Origin of the sequence: Streptomyces sp. NPDC014656 (assembly GCF_043084305.1) — a bacterium.
Classification (GTDB): domain Bacteria; phylum Actinomycetota; class Actinomycetes; order Streptomycetales; family Streptomycetaceae; genus Streptomyces.
This window is the reverse complement of record NZ_JBIBZN010000001.1, coordinates 400727-418696: the sequence shown is the minus strand read 5'-3', so window position 1 is coordinate 418696 and position 17970 is coordinate 400727. Positions and strand designations below refer to the sequence as shown.

The following is a 17970-nucleotide window of genomic DNA, read 5'->3' as shown; positions in this document are numbered from 1 at the left end:
CCCCGGGGTCACGCGCCGGGCAGCGCGGCGGTCTCCGGGGTGCGGGCCGCGGCCTGTCCGGAGGGGCCGCGTTCGGTGAACCAGTGGGTGCGGACGGCGTCCGTCGGCCGCGGTTCGCCGAGCGCGTCGAGGCCCCAGCCGGCCAGGGCCTCGACGACCGGGCGCAGTTCCGCTCCGCGCCCGGTGAGCTGGTACACGGTCACGTTGGCGGGCCGTTCCAGGCGGCGGCGCTCGACCAGCTCCTCGCCCTCCAGCTGCTTGAGCCGGCTGGCGAGGATGTCGGTGGAGACGCCGGGGAGGTCGGCGTGGAGGTCGGTGTACCGCCGCGGGCCGTGCAGGAGCTCCCGGACGATCAGCAGACTCCAGCGCTCCCCCACCGCGTCCAGGGCTCGGGCGACGGCGCAGTACTGGTCGTAGCTTCGGCGTGGCATGGGGCCAGCATAGCCAAAGGGTTGGACTTTCCAAGTGCCTACTTGGTAGAACAAAGCAGCCACGGCGGCGCGGATGACGGTCACGGTCGGGAGGCCGCAGATGAATTTTCGACAGTCCAGCAAGTTGAAGGACGTGTGCTACGAGATCCGTGGCCCGGTCGTCGACCAGGCCAACGCCCTTGAGGAGGCGGGGCACAGCGTCCTTCGGCTGAACACCGGCAACCCGGCGCCGTTCGGCTTCGAGGTGCCGGAGGAGATCCTCCAGGACATCATCCGCAACCTGCCCAACGCGCACGGCTACAGCGACGCCCGGGGCATCCTGCCGGCCCGGCGCGCGGTGATGCAGTACTACCAGCAGCGCGGCGTCGGCGGCGTGACCGTCGACGACGTCTACCTCGGCAACGGCGCCTCCGAGCTGATCCAGATGGCCGTGCAGGCGCTGGTGGACGACGGCGACGAGGTCCTGGTGCCGATGCCCGACTACCCGCTGTGGACCGCCGTGGTGCGCTTCGCCGGCGGCCGGGCCGTGCACTACCTGTGCGACGAGGAGGCGGACTGGTTCCCCGACCTCGACGACATCGCCTCGAAGATCACCGACCGCACCAAGGCCATCGTCGTCATCAACCCCAACAACCCCACGGGCGCGGTCTATTCGAAGGAGCTCCTGGAGGGCATCCTCGAACTCGCCCGCCGCCACGGCCTGATGGTGCTGGCCGACGAGATCTACGACAAGATCCTCTACGACGGCACCGAGCACCACTGCCTGGCCGCGCTCAGCGACGACGTGCTCACCCTCACCTTCAACGGCCTCTCCAAGTCCTACCGGGTGGCCGGTTTCCGCAGCGGCTGGCTGGTCGTCTCCGGGCCGAAGGAGCAGGCCGGGGACTACCTGGAGGGCCTGACCATGCTGGCCGGCATGCGGCTGTGCCCGAACGTGCCGGCGCAGTACGCCGTCCAGGCCGCGCTCGGCGGGCGCCAGTCGATCCACGACCTGACCCTGCCGAACGGCCGGCTCACCGAACAGCGCGACGTCGCCTGGCGGGCGCTCAACGAGATCCCGGGCGTGAGCTGCGTCAAGCCGAAGGGCGCCCTGTACGCCTTCGCCAGGCTGGACCCGAACGTGCACAAGATCGTCGACGACGAGCGGCTCGTCCTCGACCTGCTGCTGCGCGAGAAGATCCACCTCGTCCAGGGCACCGGCTTCAACTGGCCCCGCCCGGACCACTTCCGCTTCGTCACGCTGCCGCGCGCCGACGACCTGGAGACCGCCATCAACCGCATCGGCCGCTTCCTCTCCACCTACCGCCAGTAGCGGGCGGACGGGCATCGGGTTCCGGCCAATTCCGTTGTGACGCACTTCGATTGACGTATCGCCGGACCGTGGACACCACGGGCGGGCAAGCTAGATCATCCAGTGACCGTTCCTCGCACTCCACATCCGGGGTGCATCCCACCGGAGGAGCTCCGTTGAACCGTCAGAGCGAACGCCCGCCCGCCGTGATCGTCATGAGCGACCTGGCGGCCCTCGCCCGCCAGCACCGCCTGATCACCGATATCGCGGAGCGCGGCCTGGCGCCGCTCGTCGTCGTCGGCCCCACCACCGACCTGCCCAAGCTGAACGGTCACATCGCGGACCCGGCCCACCCGCTGTCCCGGATCGAGGCCGTCCGCCAGTTCCCGGACGCCGTGATCGCCGGCGTGCTGGCCTCGGTGCAGGACTGGGTAGCCGACTACGACGTCCGCGGCGTGATCTGCAGCGGCGAGGTCTTCGTCGACCCGTGCGGCGTGCTCTCCGAGGCCCTCGGCCTCCCGGGCCCGGGCACCTGGGCGGCCCGGGTCTGCCGGGACAAGGTCATGCAGCGGGTCCTGCTCCGCGACCACGGCCCCGCCTGGCGGGCCTTCGCCCCCCACCAGCGGGACGCCGCCGCCTCCGACACCTACCCCTGCGTCGTCAAGCCGGCCGGCCGGATGTTCAGCTCCGGCGTCGTCCGCGTCGAGAACGACGAGGAGCTGCGCGCCGCGCTCACCGCCTACGAGCCGGACGAGACGATCCTGGTCGAGGAGCTGGTCGACGGCCCCGAGTTCTCCGTCGAGGCCCTCGTCCACAACGGCGAGCTGCTCTGGAGCGGCGTCACCGCCAAGCTCACCAACGAGGACGACAGCCGCTTCTTCACCGAGATCGGCCACACCAGCCCCGCCGACCTCCCGCTCGCCCACACGGACGCCCTGGTCGCGGCCAACGCCGCCATCCTCAAGACCCTCCGCTTCGACAGCGGCATCACCCACGCCGAGTTCCGGCTGCGCGACGGCCAGCCCGTCCTCATGGAGATAGCGGCCCGCCTCCCCGGCGACGCCATCACCATGATGTGGCACCTCGCCACCGGCAAGCCGATCGAACCGGCCATCGTCGACCTCGCCCTCGGCGTGCGCCCCGACTATCCGGCGCCCACCCGCCGGGCCGTCCAGCGCTTCGTCGAGCACCGTCCCGGCCGCCTGGCCGACGTCCGCTACGAGGGCGAGCCGGTCGCCTGGATCGCCGACGACGCCGTCTGGCCCACCGTCGAGGCCACCGCCCCCGACGCCCCCGCCCGCTGCGCCTCCGTCATGGTGGGGCTCCCCCGCGGCTCCCGCCTGGGCACCCTCGCCGACTCCTCCGGCCGCTCGGCGTACGTCGTCGCCGACCTCCCGTGGGACGCCGACCCCGAGGCCGAGGTCCGCGCCTACGTGGAGCGCGTCGAGCTGACCATCGAGGCCGACCCGGCCTGACGTCCGGCGGCCGGGCGCCCCCGGTCCGGCGGCGCGAGGTCCGCCCACAGGGCGACGGCGCCGGGAGAGAGGGGGACGATCCCCCGGCCCGGCGCCCCGTCGCCCGCGTCCCACCACACGCCCTGCCCGGCGGTCGCGGCGGGCCCCTCCTCGCCGGCCCGCCACCGGCCCCGCAGCACGTGGAGCACCCCGGCGTGGCCGCCGGGCGGCACGACGGGGCCGGTGACCCGGTCCACCCGGACCGTCCAGCGGCCGCGCCGCACCATGAGGTTGAGCACCCGGCAGGCGCCGCCCCGCAGCGCGGCGGTCAGCTCCAGGTCACCGGGGAAGGCGAGGGGCTCCTCCGCGCGGACCGTCCGGTCGAACGCGCCGGGGGCCGTCAGCCGCACCCCGTCGCCCGACAGGACGGTGAACGCCCGGTCGACGCCGGGGAACGCCGAGAACGGCCCGTCCCGTTCGATGTCGGCCACGCTCGCCCGCCACCCGAACTCCTCGGCGCCCGCCGGCCGGCAGGCGATCTCCCGCGTGGCGCCCCCGCCGTTGCGCCACCGCCCCGCCGTCAGGGTCTCGACGTCGTAGCGGTGCATGGGGCTCCTGAGCTGCGCGGAGTGCGGTCCGTGGACGGCCGCGGGGCGGTCCGAGCCTACTGCGCCGGGGATCCGGGGGCCTAGGCGGCGGCGCGCGTGACGCGGGCGTCGGACCGGAGCCGGGTGAGGAGGTCGCCGGAGGAGACGGGCGCGCCCGCGGCGGCGGACGGGGACTCCGGGGAGGGACCGTTCACACCGGGTACCGGTCCGGTCCGGCCCGGTCCCGGGTTCCCGTGAGCCGCGTCACAGCGCTCGCGCGCCACCCCCCGCGGCCCCGGCGAGGAGTCCGTCGACGAGCGTGCCGAGCGTGCGGGGGTAGACGTCCCGCGCGGCCAGCGGGACCCAGCCGACGCCGATGGCGGCCAGGTGGGGCACCTGCGCCGGGTCCAGGTCGTCGCGCTGGGCGAAGGGCCGGCCCTCGTCCTGCCGGCGGGCGGAGCGGGCGCGCACGAGGACTTCGCCGACGGTGAGGTACCAGACGCCGCGGAAGAGGTCGACGCTCTGCTCGGGGGTGCATCCGTGGTCGCGGGCTCCGGCCACGACGGCTTCGACCATCCACATCGCCGACTCGTCGAGGAGGCCGACGAAGCCGTCGGCCGACAGCACCTCGGCGGCCCACGGCCAGGCCCGGAGGGCGTCACGCATCGCGAGGGCGGCCGTGACGATGCGCTCGCGCGGATCGTCGGGGAGCGGAGGCCGTTCGACCTGCTGGATGTGGTGGTTGAGCAGCAGGAGCAGCAGGTCGTCCTTGTTCCGGATGTGGTGGTAGAGGGTCGTCGCCCCGACGCCCAGTTCGGCGGCGAGGCGGCGGATCGTCAGCTTCTCCCAGCCGTCCCGGTCGATGAGCGCGCGGGCGGCCACCAGGATCCGCGCGCGGGAGGTCAGGGGCGGGCGGCCGGTGCGGCCGTGCGGGGCGGGCGCTCGGGACATCGTCCCATCATGCCCCGCCCCCTCCTCCGCCACGAAACGGGCGCGGCCGCGGCTCCCGTGTCCGCGGGGGCCTGCCCCGTGCTACTTTCGGAACATGTTCGGAAAGTTAATGGGCCTCGCCTGCCCGGGAGTTCGCCTTCGAGGAGGACCATGACCACCATCGAGACCGCCACGGCGAGGGAGTCCTCCGCGCCCCCGCCCGACGACGATTCCCCGGCGGGGCCCGGCACGACCGGACTGCTGCGCCCGTACCGCGCGGCCTTCGCCGCCGTGGTGACCCTCCAGGTGATCGGCGCCCTCGCGGGCCTGCTGCCGCTGCTCGCGGTCGTCGAACTCGGCCGCACCCTGCTGTCGCCCGGCCCGGCCGATCACGGCCGGGTGTGGACCGCCGTGGCCGTGGGCGCGGCCGGCATGTCCGTCCGGCTGCTGTTCACCGCCGCCTCGTCCGGCCTCGGGCACGTGCTCGACGGCCATGTGCAGCTGGCGCTCCGTCGGCGGCTGGCCGCGCGGCTGGGACGCGTACCGCTCGGCTGGTTCTCGCGGCGCCGGACCGGCGAGCTGGCGAAGGTGGTCGGGGAGGACGTCAGCGCCGTGCACCCGTTCATCGCCCACGCCCCCGGCGAGCTGGTCTCCGCCTTCGTGGTGCCGCTCGCGTCGCTGGTCTACCTGTTCGCCGTCGACTGGCGGCTCACCCTCGTCACCCTGGTCCCGGTGCTGCTGGCGGTGGCGCTGGTCCCCCTGATGATGACGCCGGCCCGGCTGCGGGAGCAGGAGGAGTTCGACGCGGGCACGGGGCGGATCGCGAGCGCGGTCGTCGAGTTCGTCCAGGGCATCGCGGTGGTCAAGGCGTTCGGCGGGAGCGAGCGCGTCCACCGGCGGTTCCTCACCGCCGTGGACGACTTCGTCGGCGGCTTCCTCCGGATGGTCCGCGGGCTCGCCGGGACCGCCGCGGCGATGCAGGTCGTGCTGTCTCCGCCGTTCGTCCTGCTGGCCGTGCTGACCGGCGGCACCGTCCTGCTCACCACCGGCCGCATGCCCGCGGCCGACCTGCTGCCCTTCCTGCTGCTCGGCATGGGCCTGACCGCTCCGGTGGAGGCCCTCGGCCACGGCTTCGACGACCTGCGGGCCGCGCGGCGCGCGGTCGGCAGGATCCGGGGCGTGCTGGAGGTGCGTCCCCTGCCGGAGCCTGCGCGCCCGGCCGCCCCCGACGGGAACCGGGTGGAACTGCGGGGCGTGCGGTTCGGCTACGAGGCGGGCCACGAGGTGCTGCGCGGGGTCGACCTCTCGCTCGAACCGGGGACGGTCACCGCCGTCGTCGGACCGTCGGGAAGCGGAAAGTCCACGCTGGTGCGGCTGTTGCCGCGGTTCTTCGACCCGACCGCGGGCTCGGTCACCCTCGGCGGCGTCGACCTGCGCGAACTCGACGCCCGGGAGCTGTACCGGAGGATCTCCTTCGTCTTCCAGGACGTCCGGCTGCTGCGCGCGTCCGTCGCGGACAACATCGCCCTGGCGGTGCCGCACGCCGGCTTCGACGACGTGGTCCGCGCCGCCCGACTGGCGCACGTCCACGACCGGATCCTCGAACTGCCGCGCGGCTACGCGTCGGTGATCGGCGAGGACGCCGGGCTGTCGGGCGGCGAGGCCCAGCGGATCGCCCTCGCCCGCGCCCTGCTCGCCGACACGCCCGTCCTCGTCCTCGACGAGGCGACCGCCTTCGCCGACCCGCAGACCGAACGGGCGGTCCGCCGCGCCCTGGCCGCGCGGGAGGGCACCCGGACGGTCCTGGTGATCGCCCACCGCCCGGAGACCATCGCCGGCGCCGACACCGTCGTGATGCTGGACGAAGGGGTGGTCGTCGAGCGCGGCGATCCCGCCGAACTGCTGGCCCGGGGCGGCAAGTTCACCGCCTTCTGGTCGGCGCGGCGGCCGGCACCCGCCGACCCGTCCGGCACCCCCGGCACCCCCGACGCCCCAGCCGACCCAGCCGACCTGCCGCGAGGAGACGAGGCCCGATGATCCGCACGCTGCTCCGGGTGCTGGGGCACGAGTACGCCCGGCCGGTGCGCCGCACCGTGGCCCTGATGACGACGGCCGCCCTCGCCGAGGGGCTCTCCTACGCGCTGCTGCTCCCCCTGCTGCGCGCCCTGTTCGGCGGCACGCCCGGGGACGCCCGGCCCTGGCTGATCGCCTTCGGGGCCGCGGTCGCGGTCCACTCGGCGCTCCGCTACGCCGCCGACCTGTCCGGGTTCCGCGTCGGGTCCACGCTGCTGCGCGGCACGTACCACCGCCTCGGCGGCCACCTCGCCCGCCTGCCCCTCGGCTGGTACGAAGGGGGCCGCGTCGGCGAGGTGTCCGTCCTCGCGGGGCGGGGCGTCCTGCGGGCGATGAGCGTGATCGCGCATCTGCTGGCGCCGTTCGTCTCCGCCACCGTGACCCCGCTGGTGGTCCTCGGCGTCATGCTGGCCGCCGACTGGCGGCTGGGCCTCACCGCGTCGGCCGCCGTCCCGCTCGTGGCGGTGGTCCGGACGCGCACCGGGCGCTCGGCCGCCGCCGCCGACGCGGAGCGCCACGAGCGCGACCACGAGGCCGCCGGGCGGGTCGTGGAGTACCTCCAGGCCCAGCCGGTGCTGCGCGCCGGCGGGCGGACCACCGAGCGCTTCCGCCTGCTGGACGACGCGCTGCGGGAGGTCCGGCGCGCCTCCCGCCGCACCGCGCTGTCGGCCCTGCCGGGCGTGGTCGGCCTGACCCTCGCGGTCCAGGCGGCGTTCACCGCCGTGCTCGCCCTGGGCGCCCACCTCGCGCTCGGCGGGACCATCGGCGCGGCGGAACTCCTGGCGGTCCTGGTGCTGGCCGCCCGCTGCGCGGACCCCCTCCTCTCGCTGTCGGAACTCGGCGGCCGGCTCCGCGAGGCGCGCCACGAACTGGACCGCCTCGACGCGGTGCTGCGCACCGAGCCGCTGCCCGAACCGGCCGTACCGGTCCGCCCGGCCCGCCACGACCTGGAGTTCGCGTCGGTCACCTTCCGCCGCGGCGGCCGCACGGTGATCGACGGCCTCTCGCTGTCCGTGCCCCAAGGACAGCGGCTCGCCGTGGTCGGCCCGTCGGGCTCCGGCAAGAGCACCCTGCTCCAGCTGATCGCCCGGTTCCACGACGTGGACGCCGGCGCGGTGCGCGTGGGCGGCGTGGACGTCCGCGCGATCGGCTCGGAGGCGCTGATGGCGCGGTGCGCCATCGTCTTCCAGGACGTCTACCTCTTCGACGGCACGATCGAGGAGAACGTCCGCCTCGGCCGGCCCGGCGCCGACCCCTCCGAGGTACGGGCGGCGGCGACGGCGGCCCGCCTCGACGAGGTCGTCGCGCGGCTGCCCGCGGGCTGGTCGACCCCGGTCGGCGAGGGCGGCACCCTCCTGTCGGGCGGCGAGCGCCAGCGCGTCTCGATCGCCCGTGCCCTCCTCAGGGACGCCCCCGTGGTCCTCCTGGACGAGGTGACGTCCGCGCTGGACCCGGTGAACGAGGCCGCCGTCCACGAGGGCGTCGAGCGCCTGATGGCGGGCCGCACGGTGGTGACGGTCGCCCACCGGATGCGCACCGTCCGGCGCGCCGACCGCGTCGTCTTCCTCGACGGCGGCCGGATCGTCGAGCAGGGCACCCACGACGAGCTGCTGCGCCGCGACGGCCGCTACGCCGCCTTCTGGAACGCCGCCCTGACACCGGCGGTGCGCGACTGAACCGCCCGGGTCGCGCGGGGGCGGGCCGGCCACGCACACGGCACCCTCCCGGCCCGCCACAACCTTTTCCGGGGGCCGGGAGTCACCTCACCGTCCCGCTCCCCCGTGCGGGACCCACTCGCCCCTGGGAGGACCCTTGCACTTCGCCGCGACCCGGCAGCGGCGGCTCGCCGCCGCCGTGGCCACCGCCCTCGCCGTCACCTTCGGTTCCGGGATCCTGGCCGCTCCGGCGGCCTCCGGGGCGGACGGGACGCCCGTCGTCGGCAGCGCCCCGACCGAGCTCGTGGAGGCGACCCCCACGCGGGTGCCCACCGGAACGATCGACCTGGACACGACCTCCGCGCTGGAGTTCGCCTTCGACGTCGACGGCCCCGGCGCCCGCGTCGAGTTCTCCCTGCGGAACACGCGCACGGGCAACGCCGTCACCTGGATACGGGAGCTGTCCGGGGGCCGGTTCCCCGTCGGCTTCGTCTGGGACGGCACCTTCTCCATCCCGGACCCCGACGGCGTGTACACCACCCATGCCGCCACCACCGGCACGTACGCGTGGACCGTGACGGCCTCCCCCCTGAGCGGTGACGGCCCGGGCCTGCGGACGTCCGGCACCTTCGCCACGACCCGCACCCCCCGGGACCACGACCTGGACGCCGACGGTGTCTTCGACCTCCTGGCCGTCACCGGCGAGGGCCGGCTGACCGCCGAGGGCTCCTACCGCGGCAACGCGGGCTACAGCGATTTCTGGGGCGCCCGGGGCTGGGACGCCTTCGATCGCCTGGAGGTCGCCGGTGACGTCGCCGGCACCCCCCACAGCGATCTCGTCGCCCGCGACCGCGGCGGTGTGCTCTGGCTCTACCGGAGCAACGGCGGGCGCACCCACGAGTATCTGGAGCCGCGGTCCCGCGTCGGCGGCGGATGGCAGGTGTACCGCCACCTGGCCGGCGGCAGCGACCTCACCGCGGACGGCCGCCCGGACCTCGTCGCCGCCGACGCGTCGGGCGTCCTGTGGCTGTACGAGGCGACCGGTCGCACCACCGCGCCCTTCGCGCCGCGCGAGCGGATCGGCGGCGGCTGGCAGGCGTACAACCAGATCACCGCCGTGGGGAACGTCGCCGGGGGGCCCGGCGGCGACCTCGTCGCCCGCGACAAGAACGGCGTCCTCTGGCTCTACCTCGGCAAGGGCGACGGCACCTTCACCGCCCGCGAACGCCTCGGCGGCGGGTTCCAGCGCTACAGCGAACTCGTCGGCGGCGGCGACTGGGACGGCGACGGAAGGAACGACCTGCTCGCCGTCGAACCCGCCACCGACACCGTGTTCGCCTTCGAGGGAACCGGCCGGCGCGACGAGCCGCTCGACCTGACGAGGAAGGCCACCCTCCTGTTCAAGGGCGTGGAGCACGACATCTACGCGTGACGGAGGCCCGGCGCGGGTCCGGTCCCCCGACCGGCCCGCGCCCGATGGGGGCGTGGTCCGGAAACGGCCGAGGGGCCGTCCCAGACGAATCTGAAACGGCCCCTCGGACCACGACTTCGAAAAGTCGGGACGACAGGATTTGAACCTGCGACCCCTTGACCCCCAGATGTGCGGGCCGGGGGTATTTTCCGCATACAGTCGGTTTAATGGGGGCGCAGAAAGTGCACGTGACGGTTCGTCGTGCACCATCGTGCGTGCCGTGTGGTCCCCAACTGGTCCCCAACTCACGTCCGGGTCCAGCCTCATGCCTCACAGCGGCCGTGCGCGCTGTCCGATTCGGCGTGTAGCAAGCGTCGAGCCCCACCCAGGAACGCCTAGCCCGGGTTCAGGCACGGTCTCCGTGGCCGTGCAGGAGGTAGTGGGAGTCGCCCGGGTGGCGCTGGACCCGGGCCTGTCGCCAGGCGGCATCGAACGACAGCTGCTGGGGAGGCGAGGCCTGTGCGCGGGCGCGGCGCATCAGGAGCAGCGCACGCCAGCTGGTTCGCGGAGACAGAAGGAGACGCCACAACGTCGTGTGCCGGGCGCTCACGATGCGTCCGTGGCAGTGGGCCTGGTCTCGCTGGTCGCCGGCGGCGGTGTCAGCAGGGCTTCGACCTGGTCGGCATGACCGGGCTTCCGGGCGGCGCGCATCCCGTTGGCCAGGAGTATCACCAGCAGTCGCTTCTGTTCCTCCTTGGGGAACTCGGCGAGGAAATCTCGCAGGATGGTCAGGAGTTGCCGCTCCATGGGTTCGTCGTGATCCTTCGGGTAGCCGCGCAGCCGTCGTGCGAGCGCTTCCAGCTCCGCGTCAGCGGGCGGCTGGGTGATCTGGGCATCGGGCTGCTGGAGCCATCGAGCCAGGAGGGCTGCCGGGTGGGCGAGTTCCTGGGCGAGGGCTTCCGCGCGCTGCCTCGTGAGGGTGTCTGTGGCTGCCTGAGCGCGTATGGCAGTGAGCAGTTCCTTCACCGCGGCACGGTCCTCGTCCGCGAGTTCGAGCTGGACGGAGGCGGTGACGGTGGCACCGTCCGGAAGGCCGAGTTCCTGAGGTTGGCGCAATTGCCGTGCGCAGGCGTCCTGTGCGGCGGGGAGGTCGATTGGGTCCTGGTCGCGTACTGCAGCTGCCGCCGTGGTACGCAGGGCGGTGCGGACACGGTCGGCGATCTCGTCCGGATCGTAGGAGCCTGAGGGCTCCGGTGCCAGGGTCGCTTGGATGGTGGCGGTGTAGTAAATGCCGGGTCGGCTGCTGCGCAACACTGCGGAGAAGGCGTCGATCTCCCGATGGAGTCGCTTACGGCGGGCCCATTTGAAGCCGTGCCTCATGTCGCGTCCTCCGTCCCGATGCGAAGGGCGGAATCGTCTTCGGAGGCAATCGCGGGGCCCAGCGGCGTCTGGATCTGGCCGCCGGGCGGCGTCGGGCGGTGGTCGTTCCATCGCAGGATTAGGCGCTCGCGCAGGTCGACGACCGACTGTGAGGTGTATCCCGTGCCGGCCCGTCCGGCGATGAAGGTGGACAGCGGACCGGTCATCCAGTGCTCGCGGATGACGCGGTTGAGTACCTCGACCACTGCGTCGGCGTCGAGAACGCCGTCGGCCACGGCTTCGGCCCAGGCGGTGAGGACCTCCTCGCACCATGCTTCCAGCGTCGGCACGGACAGGGCGGCGGACCATCCCTGCACCAGCTCGTCGGCTGTGTCTGAGTGCTCCAGGGCGTTGGCCAGCAGCAGGATCGCGGCAGGGTGCTCGGCGGAAGGACGGAGCAGAGACAGGACTGCGCGGCGTGCCGCGAGATGGTTGCGATCGTCCGGCTGCTTGTATTCGGTCAGCCATTTGTTGACCGTGTCCCACACGCGCGGCAGCAGCCGGAGGTCCGAGCCCATGGCGCGCAGGACCTCTTCCGCCAGGGATACGGCGCTGTCGTGTTCGCCACGGCCCAGGACCCAGCGCAGGCAGGTGAGCGCCTGGCGGGGGTATTCCTTGGAGAAGGGCCCCTGGCACACCACCGCGGCCACGGTGGCGTTGGCCCGGGATTCCTGGCCGGCCCAGGATCGCAGTTTCGTACGGGCTTCCGGCCCAAGGGCGGGGTCCCTGGCGACGCGCGCGAGCAGACGGGCGGCGCCGTCCTGCCCGGCGTCGCTCGCGGTGGCCCATGACTGGGCGACGTCCAGGGGACGCAGATCGCTTTCGTCGACGGCGAGTTGGGCGAGCAGATCTGCGATCTGCGGGATCCGTCCGGCACCGAGCCCCTTGGGGGCGGTGAGCTGCTTGACCCACTGGATCAGGCTGGGCTGGATGTCGCTGAGCTGGCGCCAGAAGTGCCGCAGTACCGCGGCCGGGTATCCGGGCAGGTGGCTGAAGGAGACGCGCTGCCCGTCACTCTTCGCCTGGACCGCCTCCAACCGGGTGACGAGGTCACGGCCCGTGAGAATGTCCCGGATGCCGCGCGTCTTCTGGTCCCTGAGCAGCAGACGCGCCCCGGCCAGCACTTCGGCGGGGCTGAGTCCTTCAAGCATGATGGCCGCCAGCAGCAACGCCCGATCATCCGCGCTGTCCTGTGTCTCGCGAAAGACGGTGCTGACTCGTTCACGCCAGCGCAGTACGAGGTCGCGGGCGTCCTTGACCGTACCGCCCGATTCACTGATGCGGCTGAGTTCACGGGCGAGTGCCGCGGCGTCGCCCGGATGCATGTCGGCGCGAAGAAGATCATCGAGCGGGGCTCGACGGTCCTCACCGTCGCTCTCCTCGCCCCGCCTGTCGACGTCCCCGACACTTTCCTGCAACCATCCCCGGCGTGCGACCCACGGATAGATCTGCTCAATGTGGCGCCGCGCGATCCGGTCCCCCGAGGGTGCGTGGACGGCGCGAACGACGGTGCGCCCCAGGACCGGGTCGTTCTCGGGCCAGCCGCGCTCACCCGCCACCACGACAAGGTAGGAACCTCTTTTCCGCAGGATCTCGGCGTGCCCGAGGAACTTCCTGGCCGTGACGTCCGGCTTCTCCCAGCGCATGCTCTCGCCCGAAACGTCAAGCAGGTACCCCCGGCCATGCTCGGCGGGGAGCAAGAACTTGTCTTTCTCAACCGATTCCCAGTCCGGCAATACGTGCTCAAGGCGCAGCCGTAGCCTGGGCCCGCTGTTGCCGGGCAGGACGGGTCGCAGCTCAGACAGGGCGCGCAGTCCCGCTGCGGTCTTGCCCGTCCCGGGCGGGCCGGCGATCACGACTACGCGCTCGTCCAGGCCGAGCATCGCCAGCACTTCCGGGGCGGTCGCGATCTCCTTGCCCTCGCCGTTCTCGGCGACCCAAGCACGGCGGACCGCGTCGATCTCCGCCGGTGGCACGGGCTCGGTGGGCAAAGGCTCCTGCTGGTGCAGGTTGATGTCCCGCCCAGCTTGCAGCAGAGTCGAGTAGGTGTTGTTGGCGGCGTGAATCCCTCCGTGGGACACACGATTGTCGGGCGGCACAGTGGACGGGGTCACGGCCCGTTCACGCCCTCGGGTTGCGTGGCGGCACCCCGTAGTTGATGCCCCCACTGCCCGCGTCCAGGTTGCCCAACGCCTGCACGATCTGGCTGTTGGTGTTGTTCTGCGCGGTCAACATCGGGGCGCCCTCCGACGGTGCGTCGTCCTGCGGGGCGGGCAGGAGCACCGCCAGTTCCTCACCCATGTCGGGATAGCGGTCCAGATAGGCAGCGAGCTGCAGGACGAACCGCTGCTCCAGCCGGCTGCGCAGATCGTCGCGGTTTTCCTCTGCCGCCTCGGCGAGGGTCTGCTCCGCCGCATCCAGCAGCTCCAGCTGCCGCTCCACAGACGACTCCCCGTCCCGCCTGAAGAACCGCGCCAGGGCTCCGCGCAACGACAACCAACCGCCCCTGGCCATCTCCGCCGCCACGGCACTCGCCGCTGGCACAGCCACTGCCATCACGTCCAGTTCCGAAGCCACCATTCCCCCTCGTCATACGTCGTCGTTCCACTGCCAGAGAACAGTCTGCGATCACTCATGCACACAGAGCAGCGAGATGAGGAGGCATGACGGAAACGGATAGGGCCGCGTGCATCGCAGCACATCGCACACATTGCCCGGAATAAGTCACTTCATTGGGCGCCAAACTGCCTGCCCTGCTTGTGAACAGTGCCGCCGGTCAGGAGTTCGACACGTATCCAGCCAGCTCGGTGTGTGCTGTGCGAAGCTGGGGTTGGTATGCGGCAATCGACAGGATGGCCGAATTCGGGCTCTCGTTGCCCTGCGGTAGGCGATGGTCAGCGTTTTGCACTCCTGGACGAACCTCGACCAGGGTGATGCACACGGTTGGGTCCATCGATCTGCCAGCCTTCGACGCCGGCACCGGGTAGATCTTCTGACGGCGGAGATAGAGTCGACGCTCCGGGTGAAACAGATCGAGGAACGGCCTGTGAACGAGAACTCGTCAGCGCGCTCGGACGCGGGTGGTAGCGCTGGAGCTGGCGGCTTTGACTTCCAGGACCGCGTCGCTGCATGGTTCGCCGTCGCCACCCTCGCCAGCGAGGCCGCAGCACCGGTGCAGGGCCTGTGGACTGGCACCGTCGAGCAGGTCGCGTGTGAGACCGGTGAGCCTGTCGACGACTGCAGGGTACACACCACCGATGGCATCACCCTGGCGCTCCAAGCCAAACGATCAATCACCGTGGGCACCACGAAGACCAGCGAACTAGCGAAGACTGTAAGTGAGCGTTGCTCTATCGATCTTGGTGGACGTGGGTTCGACTTGCACCAGCTCGGTTGGGTGATCTTGCCGTGTGTCGAGCATGAAGACAGGGCCTCTGGTGCAGCTCGGGGTTGTCGAGACCGTGAGCACGCCAGGAGGCCCTGTTGCCGCATTTGTACGCCCTTGCGTCGGATGGCTCCAACTTGGCTGCTGGTGAGTGTGATTGCCTCGCTCATCGGTTCGGGAACGCCGGGGACCATCCGCACAGGCGGCCGAGGTATCCGTCCGACATGAGCGACGCGGAGTGGGCGGTCGTGCGCGACGCGATGCCCGTGCCGGGGTGGTTGGAGGGCAGGGGCGGTCAGCCGGAGAGCTATTGCCACCGGCAGATGGTCGACGCGGTGCGCTACCTGGTCGCCGGCGGTATCCCCTGGAGGGCGATGCCCGCGGACTTCCCCGCGTGGGACCGCGTCTGCGCCTTCTTCCGGCGCTGGCGGGACACGGGTCTGGGCGCCGAGTTCCACGACCGGCTGCGGGACCGGGTTCGCGAGGCCGCAGGCCGGGATCCGGAGCCGACCGCGGGCATCATCGACGCGCAGTCGGTGAAGGCGGCCGCGTCGGTGCCGGCTGCGAGCCGAGGCTTCGACGGAGGGAAGAAGGTCAACGGCCGCAAGCGGCACATCGTGGTCGACACCCTTGGCCTACTGCTGGCGGTGATGGTCACCGCGGCGTCGGTCACCGACCGCGAAGCCGGCGGACAGCTGCTGGCCCGCCTACGCGAGCGGCACTGGCGCATCACGATCGTGTGGGCCGACGGCGGCTACACCGGACGCCTGGTCGACCTGGCCCGCGACGTCCTGGCCCTCGTGCCGAGCGTGGTCAAACGCAGCGACGACACCACGGGCTTCGTTGTACTGCCCAAGAGGTGGCTGGTCGAGCGGACGTTCGCGTGGCTGATGCGCTCACGCCGCCTGGCCCGCGACTACGAGGGCCGCACCGACAGTTCCGAGGCGGTGATCCGCTGGTCGATGACCATGGTCATGAGCCGCCGACTCGCCAAGCGACCACGCTGATTCAGGACAGGGGTTCGTAGAACGGGCGGTCAGGCGCGAAGTTGCGAGAACACACCGTCACATCCTCGCCCCTGAGATAAGCCAGCAACCATTCACTGAACGTCATCTCATGAAGAGTCCAGGCCGGACTGTCAAGCTCCTGAACCAGGACCTGCCAGGGCGACGAGGGTCCATCTGGAACACGAAGGAAGACCCATTCTCCCGTCGTGGCCGACGCCACCGGCATCAACTCACCGGGGTCCGCCCCCGCCGAACTGGGCAGGAACTCCGCCATGTCCTCCTCCCGCCACATCTCGAGATCCCTCCTGATGGTCTCTCCCAGACTGTGCAGAAGATGGCCTGCGGGATGCTCCAGGTACAACTGCCCGTTGATCTGGATCGAGCCGTAGGCGTTCACGATCTCACGGAAGTCCGCAGGGAACTCGATACCGAACTCCCGCTCCATTTCGACCCAAGGCGCCGAATCCGACCAGTTGAACCGGGGCTCGCCCAACAGGGCTTTGACCTCCGAAAGCGTTGCCACCACCAAGCCCCTTCCCCTGGGTTCCGGGGGGCCCGGCCGAGACCCCCGCCCCGGTAGCCTACGAGCCGCCGACTCGCCCGGCGACCACGCTGAACGCCCCCGGACGCGCCTCGGCCAGCCACCCCCGCGCGACCAGGCGCTTCGCCTTTGACCGCACCCCCTCGACCTTCGCGGGAACCGCCTCCAGCCCGAGAGCCACTGCCAGCTGCCGGCAGTCCATCGCTTCCCCGCCCGACCTGCTCCCACCGGCCAGGACATCCACGAGCCGGCGGTAGTCCGGCGCCAGCACACCGACATCGAGGCCGTCCCGGCACACCGGCACGACCGAACCCGGTACCGCCGCGGCGGCTGCCGCCGTCCGCTCGCCTGCCACCACGACCGGCGGCACCTCCTCCCGACGGCAAGGTTCTGCCAGGACCTCGGCCACCGTCTCCCGGGCGATCACCACCCGCTCCCAAGCGGCCTCCGCCTCCCGCAACTCGGCCTCAAGAGCCTCCATCCGCTGCCGAGCGGCACGCTCGCGCTCCTCCAACAGCCCCAGCACCGACGGCATCCCCACACCTCCACCAGAGAGACGACACCACACCTCGTCTCTGCTGCTGGAGCACCACTCCTATGCCTGATCAGCGGAAACACGCCCGCCACTCTCGGAAAGACAACGGCTCCTAACGGGTGCGGAGCCACCTGAGCTGGCGAGTCAGGCGAAGGCACGCTCGACCACAGCGCACCTTGCCCGGTCCGGAACTGTGGGCGCCGCCACGCCTGCGATCAACGGCTTGATGCCACGCTTCCACAACAGGAGACGGTACTGGGGGAACGGGACGAGCCGGGATTCACCTCAGGCTTTGACTTCGCGGTAGGCGGTGAGTGCGCTGCGCTCCACCTGGGTCAGGAGGCCCTCCCGTGTGGGTTCGTCCATGTTCCGCTGCTCTGTCCACAGGCGGGTCATGTCGGCTCCTTGGGTGCGGAGGAGTTCGTACCGCTGGGCCTCCGGGGTGCTGCTCAGTCCGTCCAGCCAGGTGCCGGCGAGGCCGTCCTTCGTCGAGGCGCGGTCGGTACCGAGCCGGTGGACGACGGCCGCTCGCCATTTCCTTGCCTGCTTGTCGTCCAGGTCGCGGGTGACCGAATCCGCGATGCCGTCGAGAACACCGAGGGCGCGGGCGCTCTCGGTGGGGGGCACGCTGAGGCTGTACCCCTTCGCGTCGGCGGGAACGGCGGCGAGGCGCTGCCCGGTGGTCCGGGTCTCTGCCAGACGGAGTGTCGCGTAGGCGTCGGGGTCCTCCATGACGGCGCGCAGGACGTTGCGGAGGGTGTCGGTCAGGACAGTCAGGTGGTAGGTGCCATCGGACTCCCACGGCGGCTCGCTCGGGGCCGCTTTGGTGACGAAGTCCTCGACGGCGATGCCGCCGAGCATCGCGTGCAGGTCGGGGGCGTAGTCGGACAGGGCTACGGCCAGGGGGCGGCGCAGGGCCGGGTCGATGGTGACGCTGCCGCTTCCCTGGTCTTCCAGCGTGGTGAGGACGTCCTTGAGGGCCTGGGCCTGAGCGAGAGTGTGGTTGCCCTGCTCGTCGCCGGCCGATGCCTTCACGATGGCCTCGCCGAGGGCCACGCAGCTCATGCCTGACTGGACGGCTTCACCGACGGACTTCTGGATACGGGGGTTCTCCGTCAGGTCGCTGCACGGAGGAGCCGACTCCCGGCCGAGCAGCAGCCATGCTCCAAGACCAGCGAGCAGCGCCAGGCACACGCCGAGCACGATCAGTGCTGCGGCCGATCGGGGGCGGGCTGTTTCCTTCGGCATGAT

At 71.8% G+C, this 17970-nt stretch carries 14 protein-coding genes and 2 pseudogenes; 6 read left to right on the top strand and 10 right to left on the bottom strand.

The window, feature by feature from the left end; genetic code table 11:
- Window positions 1-77: 77 nt before the first annotated feature.
- A pseudogene (locus tag ACF1ED_RS01995) lies at window positions 78-431 on the bottom strand (winged helix-turn-helix transcriptional regulator); the annotation flags it as partial.
- 100 nt (window positions 432-531) lie between these two features.
- Here ACF1ED_RS01995 and ACF1ED_RS01990 point away from each other — a divergent pair.
- Together ACF1ED_RS01990 and ACF1ED_RS01985 are read left to right on the top strand one after the other, a co-directional pair.
- On the top strand, window positions 532-1743 hold the full coding sequence (locus tag ACF1ED_RS01990) for a pyridoxal phosphate-dependent aminotransferase (protein WP_391756433.1): 1212 nt from the start codon (window positions 532-534) through the stop codon (window positions 1741-1743).
- A 155-nt stretch (window positions 1744-1898) separates the two neighbouring features.
- Complete coding sequence (locus ACF1ED_RS01985) at window positions 1899-3197, top strand: acetyl-CoA carboxylase biotin carboxylase subunit family protein (RefSeq protein ID WP_391756432.1); 1299 nt, start codon at window positions 1899-1901, stop codon at window positions 3195-3197.
- Here ACF1ED_RS01985 and ACF1ED_RS01980 read toward each other — a convergent pair.
- Together ACF1ED_RS01980 and ACF1ED_RS01975 are read right to left on the bottom strand one after the other, a co-directional pair.
- Window positions 3152-3784 (bottom strand): HutD family protein, encoded by a 633-nt coding sequence (locus tag ACF1ED_RS01980; RefSeq protein ID WP_391756431.1) that lies wholly within the window; start codon window positions 3782-3784, stop codon window positions 3152-3154. The genes ACF1ED_RS01985 and ACF1ED_RS01980 overlap by 46 nt on opposite strands.
- A 243-nt stretch (window positions 3785-4027) precedes the next feature.
- Window positions 4028-4714: a TetR/AcrR family transcriptional regulator gene (locus ACF1ED_RS01975; protein WP_391756430.1), complete on the bottom strand. Its 687-nt coding sequence runs from the start codon at window positions 4712-4714 to the stop codon at window positions 4028-4030.
- Window positions 4715-4864: 150 nt separating this feature from the next.
- On the opposite strand from ACF1ED_RS01975, the gene ACF1ED_RS01970 reads away from it, so the two are divergent.
- The 3 genes from ACF1ED_RS01970 (at window position 4865) to ACF1ED_RS01960 (ending at window position 9853) form a co-directional block, all read left to right on the top strand.
- Window positions 4865-6730 (top strand): ABC transporter ATP-binding protein, encoded by a 1866-nt coding sequence (locus tag ACF1ED_RS01970; protein ID WP_391756429.1) that lies wholly within the window; start codon window positions 4865-4867, stop codon window positions 6728-6730.
- Window positions 6727-8442 carry an ABC transporter ATP-binding protein gene (locus tag ACF1ED_RS01965; RefSeq protein ID WP_391756428.1) on the top strand — a complete coding sequence of 572 codons (1716 nt, stop codon included), beginning with the start codon at window positions 6727-6729 and terminating at the stop codon, window positions 8440-8442. Before ACF1ED_RS01970 ends, ACF1ED_RS01965 begins: the two co-directional genes overlap by 4 nt.
- Window positions 8443-8578: 136 nt before the next feature.
- Window positions 8579-9853, top strand: coding sequence for an FG-GAP-like repeat-containing protein (locus tag ACF1ED_RS01960; protein WP_391756427.1), 1275 nt, complete (start codon window positions 8579-8581; stop codon window positions 9851-9853).
- A 585-nt stretch (window positions 9854-10438) separates the two neighbouring features.
- Here ACF1ED_RS01960 and ACF1ED_RS01955 read toward each other — a convergent pair.
- Genes ACF1ED_RS01955 through ACF1ED_RS01945 form a run of 3 tightly spaced genes read right to left on the bottom strand, consistent with a single transcriptional unit; the run spans window position 10439 to window position 13693 of the window.
- Window positions 10439-11212 (bottom strand): hypothetical protein, encoded by a 774-nt coding sequence (locus ACF1ED_RS01955; RefSeq protein WP_391756426.1) that lies wholly within the window; start codon window positions 11210-11212, stop codon window positions 10439-10441.
- Entirely contained in the window at window positions 11209-13365 is a 2157-nt protein-coding gene (locus ACF1ED_RS01950; protein WP_391756425.1) for a hypothetical protein, read from the bottom strand. The genes ACF1ED_RS01955 and ACF1ED_RS01950 overlap by 4 nt, the downstream gene beginning before the upstream one ends.
- A gap of 7 nt (window positions 13366-13372) precedes the next feature.
- Window positions 13373-13693, bottom strand: coding sequence for a hypothetical protein (locus ACF1ED_RS01945; RefSeq protein ID WP_391756424.1), 321 nt, complete (start codon window positions 13691-13693; stop codon window positions 13373-13375).
- 1167 nt (window positions 13694-14860) lie between these two features.
- Here ACF1ED_RS01945 and ACF1ED_RS01940 point away from each other — a divergent pair.
- Window positions 14861-15643 (top strand): IS5 family transposase, encoded by a 783-nt coding sequence (locus tag ACF1ED_RS01940; protein WP_391756423.1) that lies wholly within the window; start codon window positions 14861-14863, stop codon window positions 15641-15643.
- A gap of 1 nt (window position 15644) precedes the next feature.
- On the opposite strand, the gene ACF1ED_RS01935 is transcribed toward ACF1ED_RS01940, so the two are convergent.
- From ACF1ED_RS01935 to ACF1ED_RS01920, 4 genes and pseudogenes are all read right to left on the bottom strand, one after another.
- Entirely contained in the window at window positions 15645-16166 is a 522-nt protein-coding gene (locus ACF1ED_RS01935; RefSeq protein ID WP_391756422.1) for an SMI1/KNR4 family protein, read from the bottom strand.
- Between the two features lie 58 nt (window positions 16167-16224).
- Complete coding sequence (locus ACF1ED_RS01930; RefSeq protein ID WP_391756421.1) at window positions 16225-16719, bottom strand: hypothetical protein; 495 nt, start codon at window positions 16717-16719, stop codon at window positions 16225-16227.
- 147 nt (window positions 16720-16866) lie between these two features.
- Window positions 16867-16983, bottom strand: a pseudogene (locus tag ACF1ED_RS01925) (IS5/IS1182 family transposase); the annotation flags it as partial.
- 21 nt (window positions 16984-17004) lie between these two features.
- Complete coding sequence (locus ACF1ED_RS01920) at window positions 17005-17967, bottom strand: hypothetical protein (protein ID WP_391756420.1); 963 nt, start codon at window positions 17965-17967, stop codon at window positions 17005-17007.
- Between the last annotated feature and the right edge of the window lie 3 nt (window positions 17968-17970).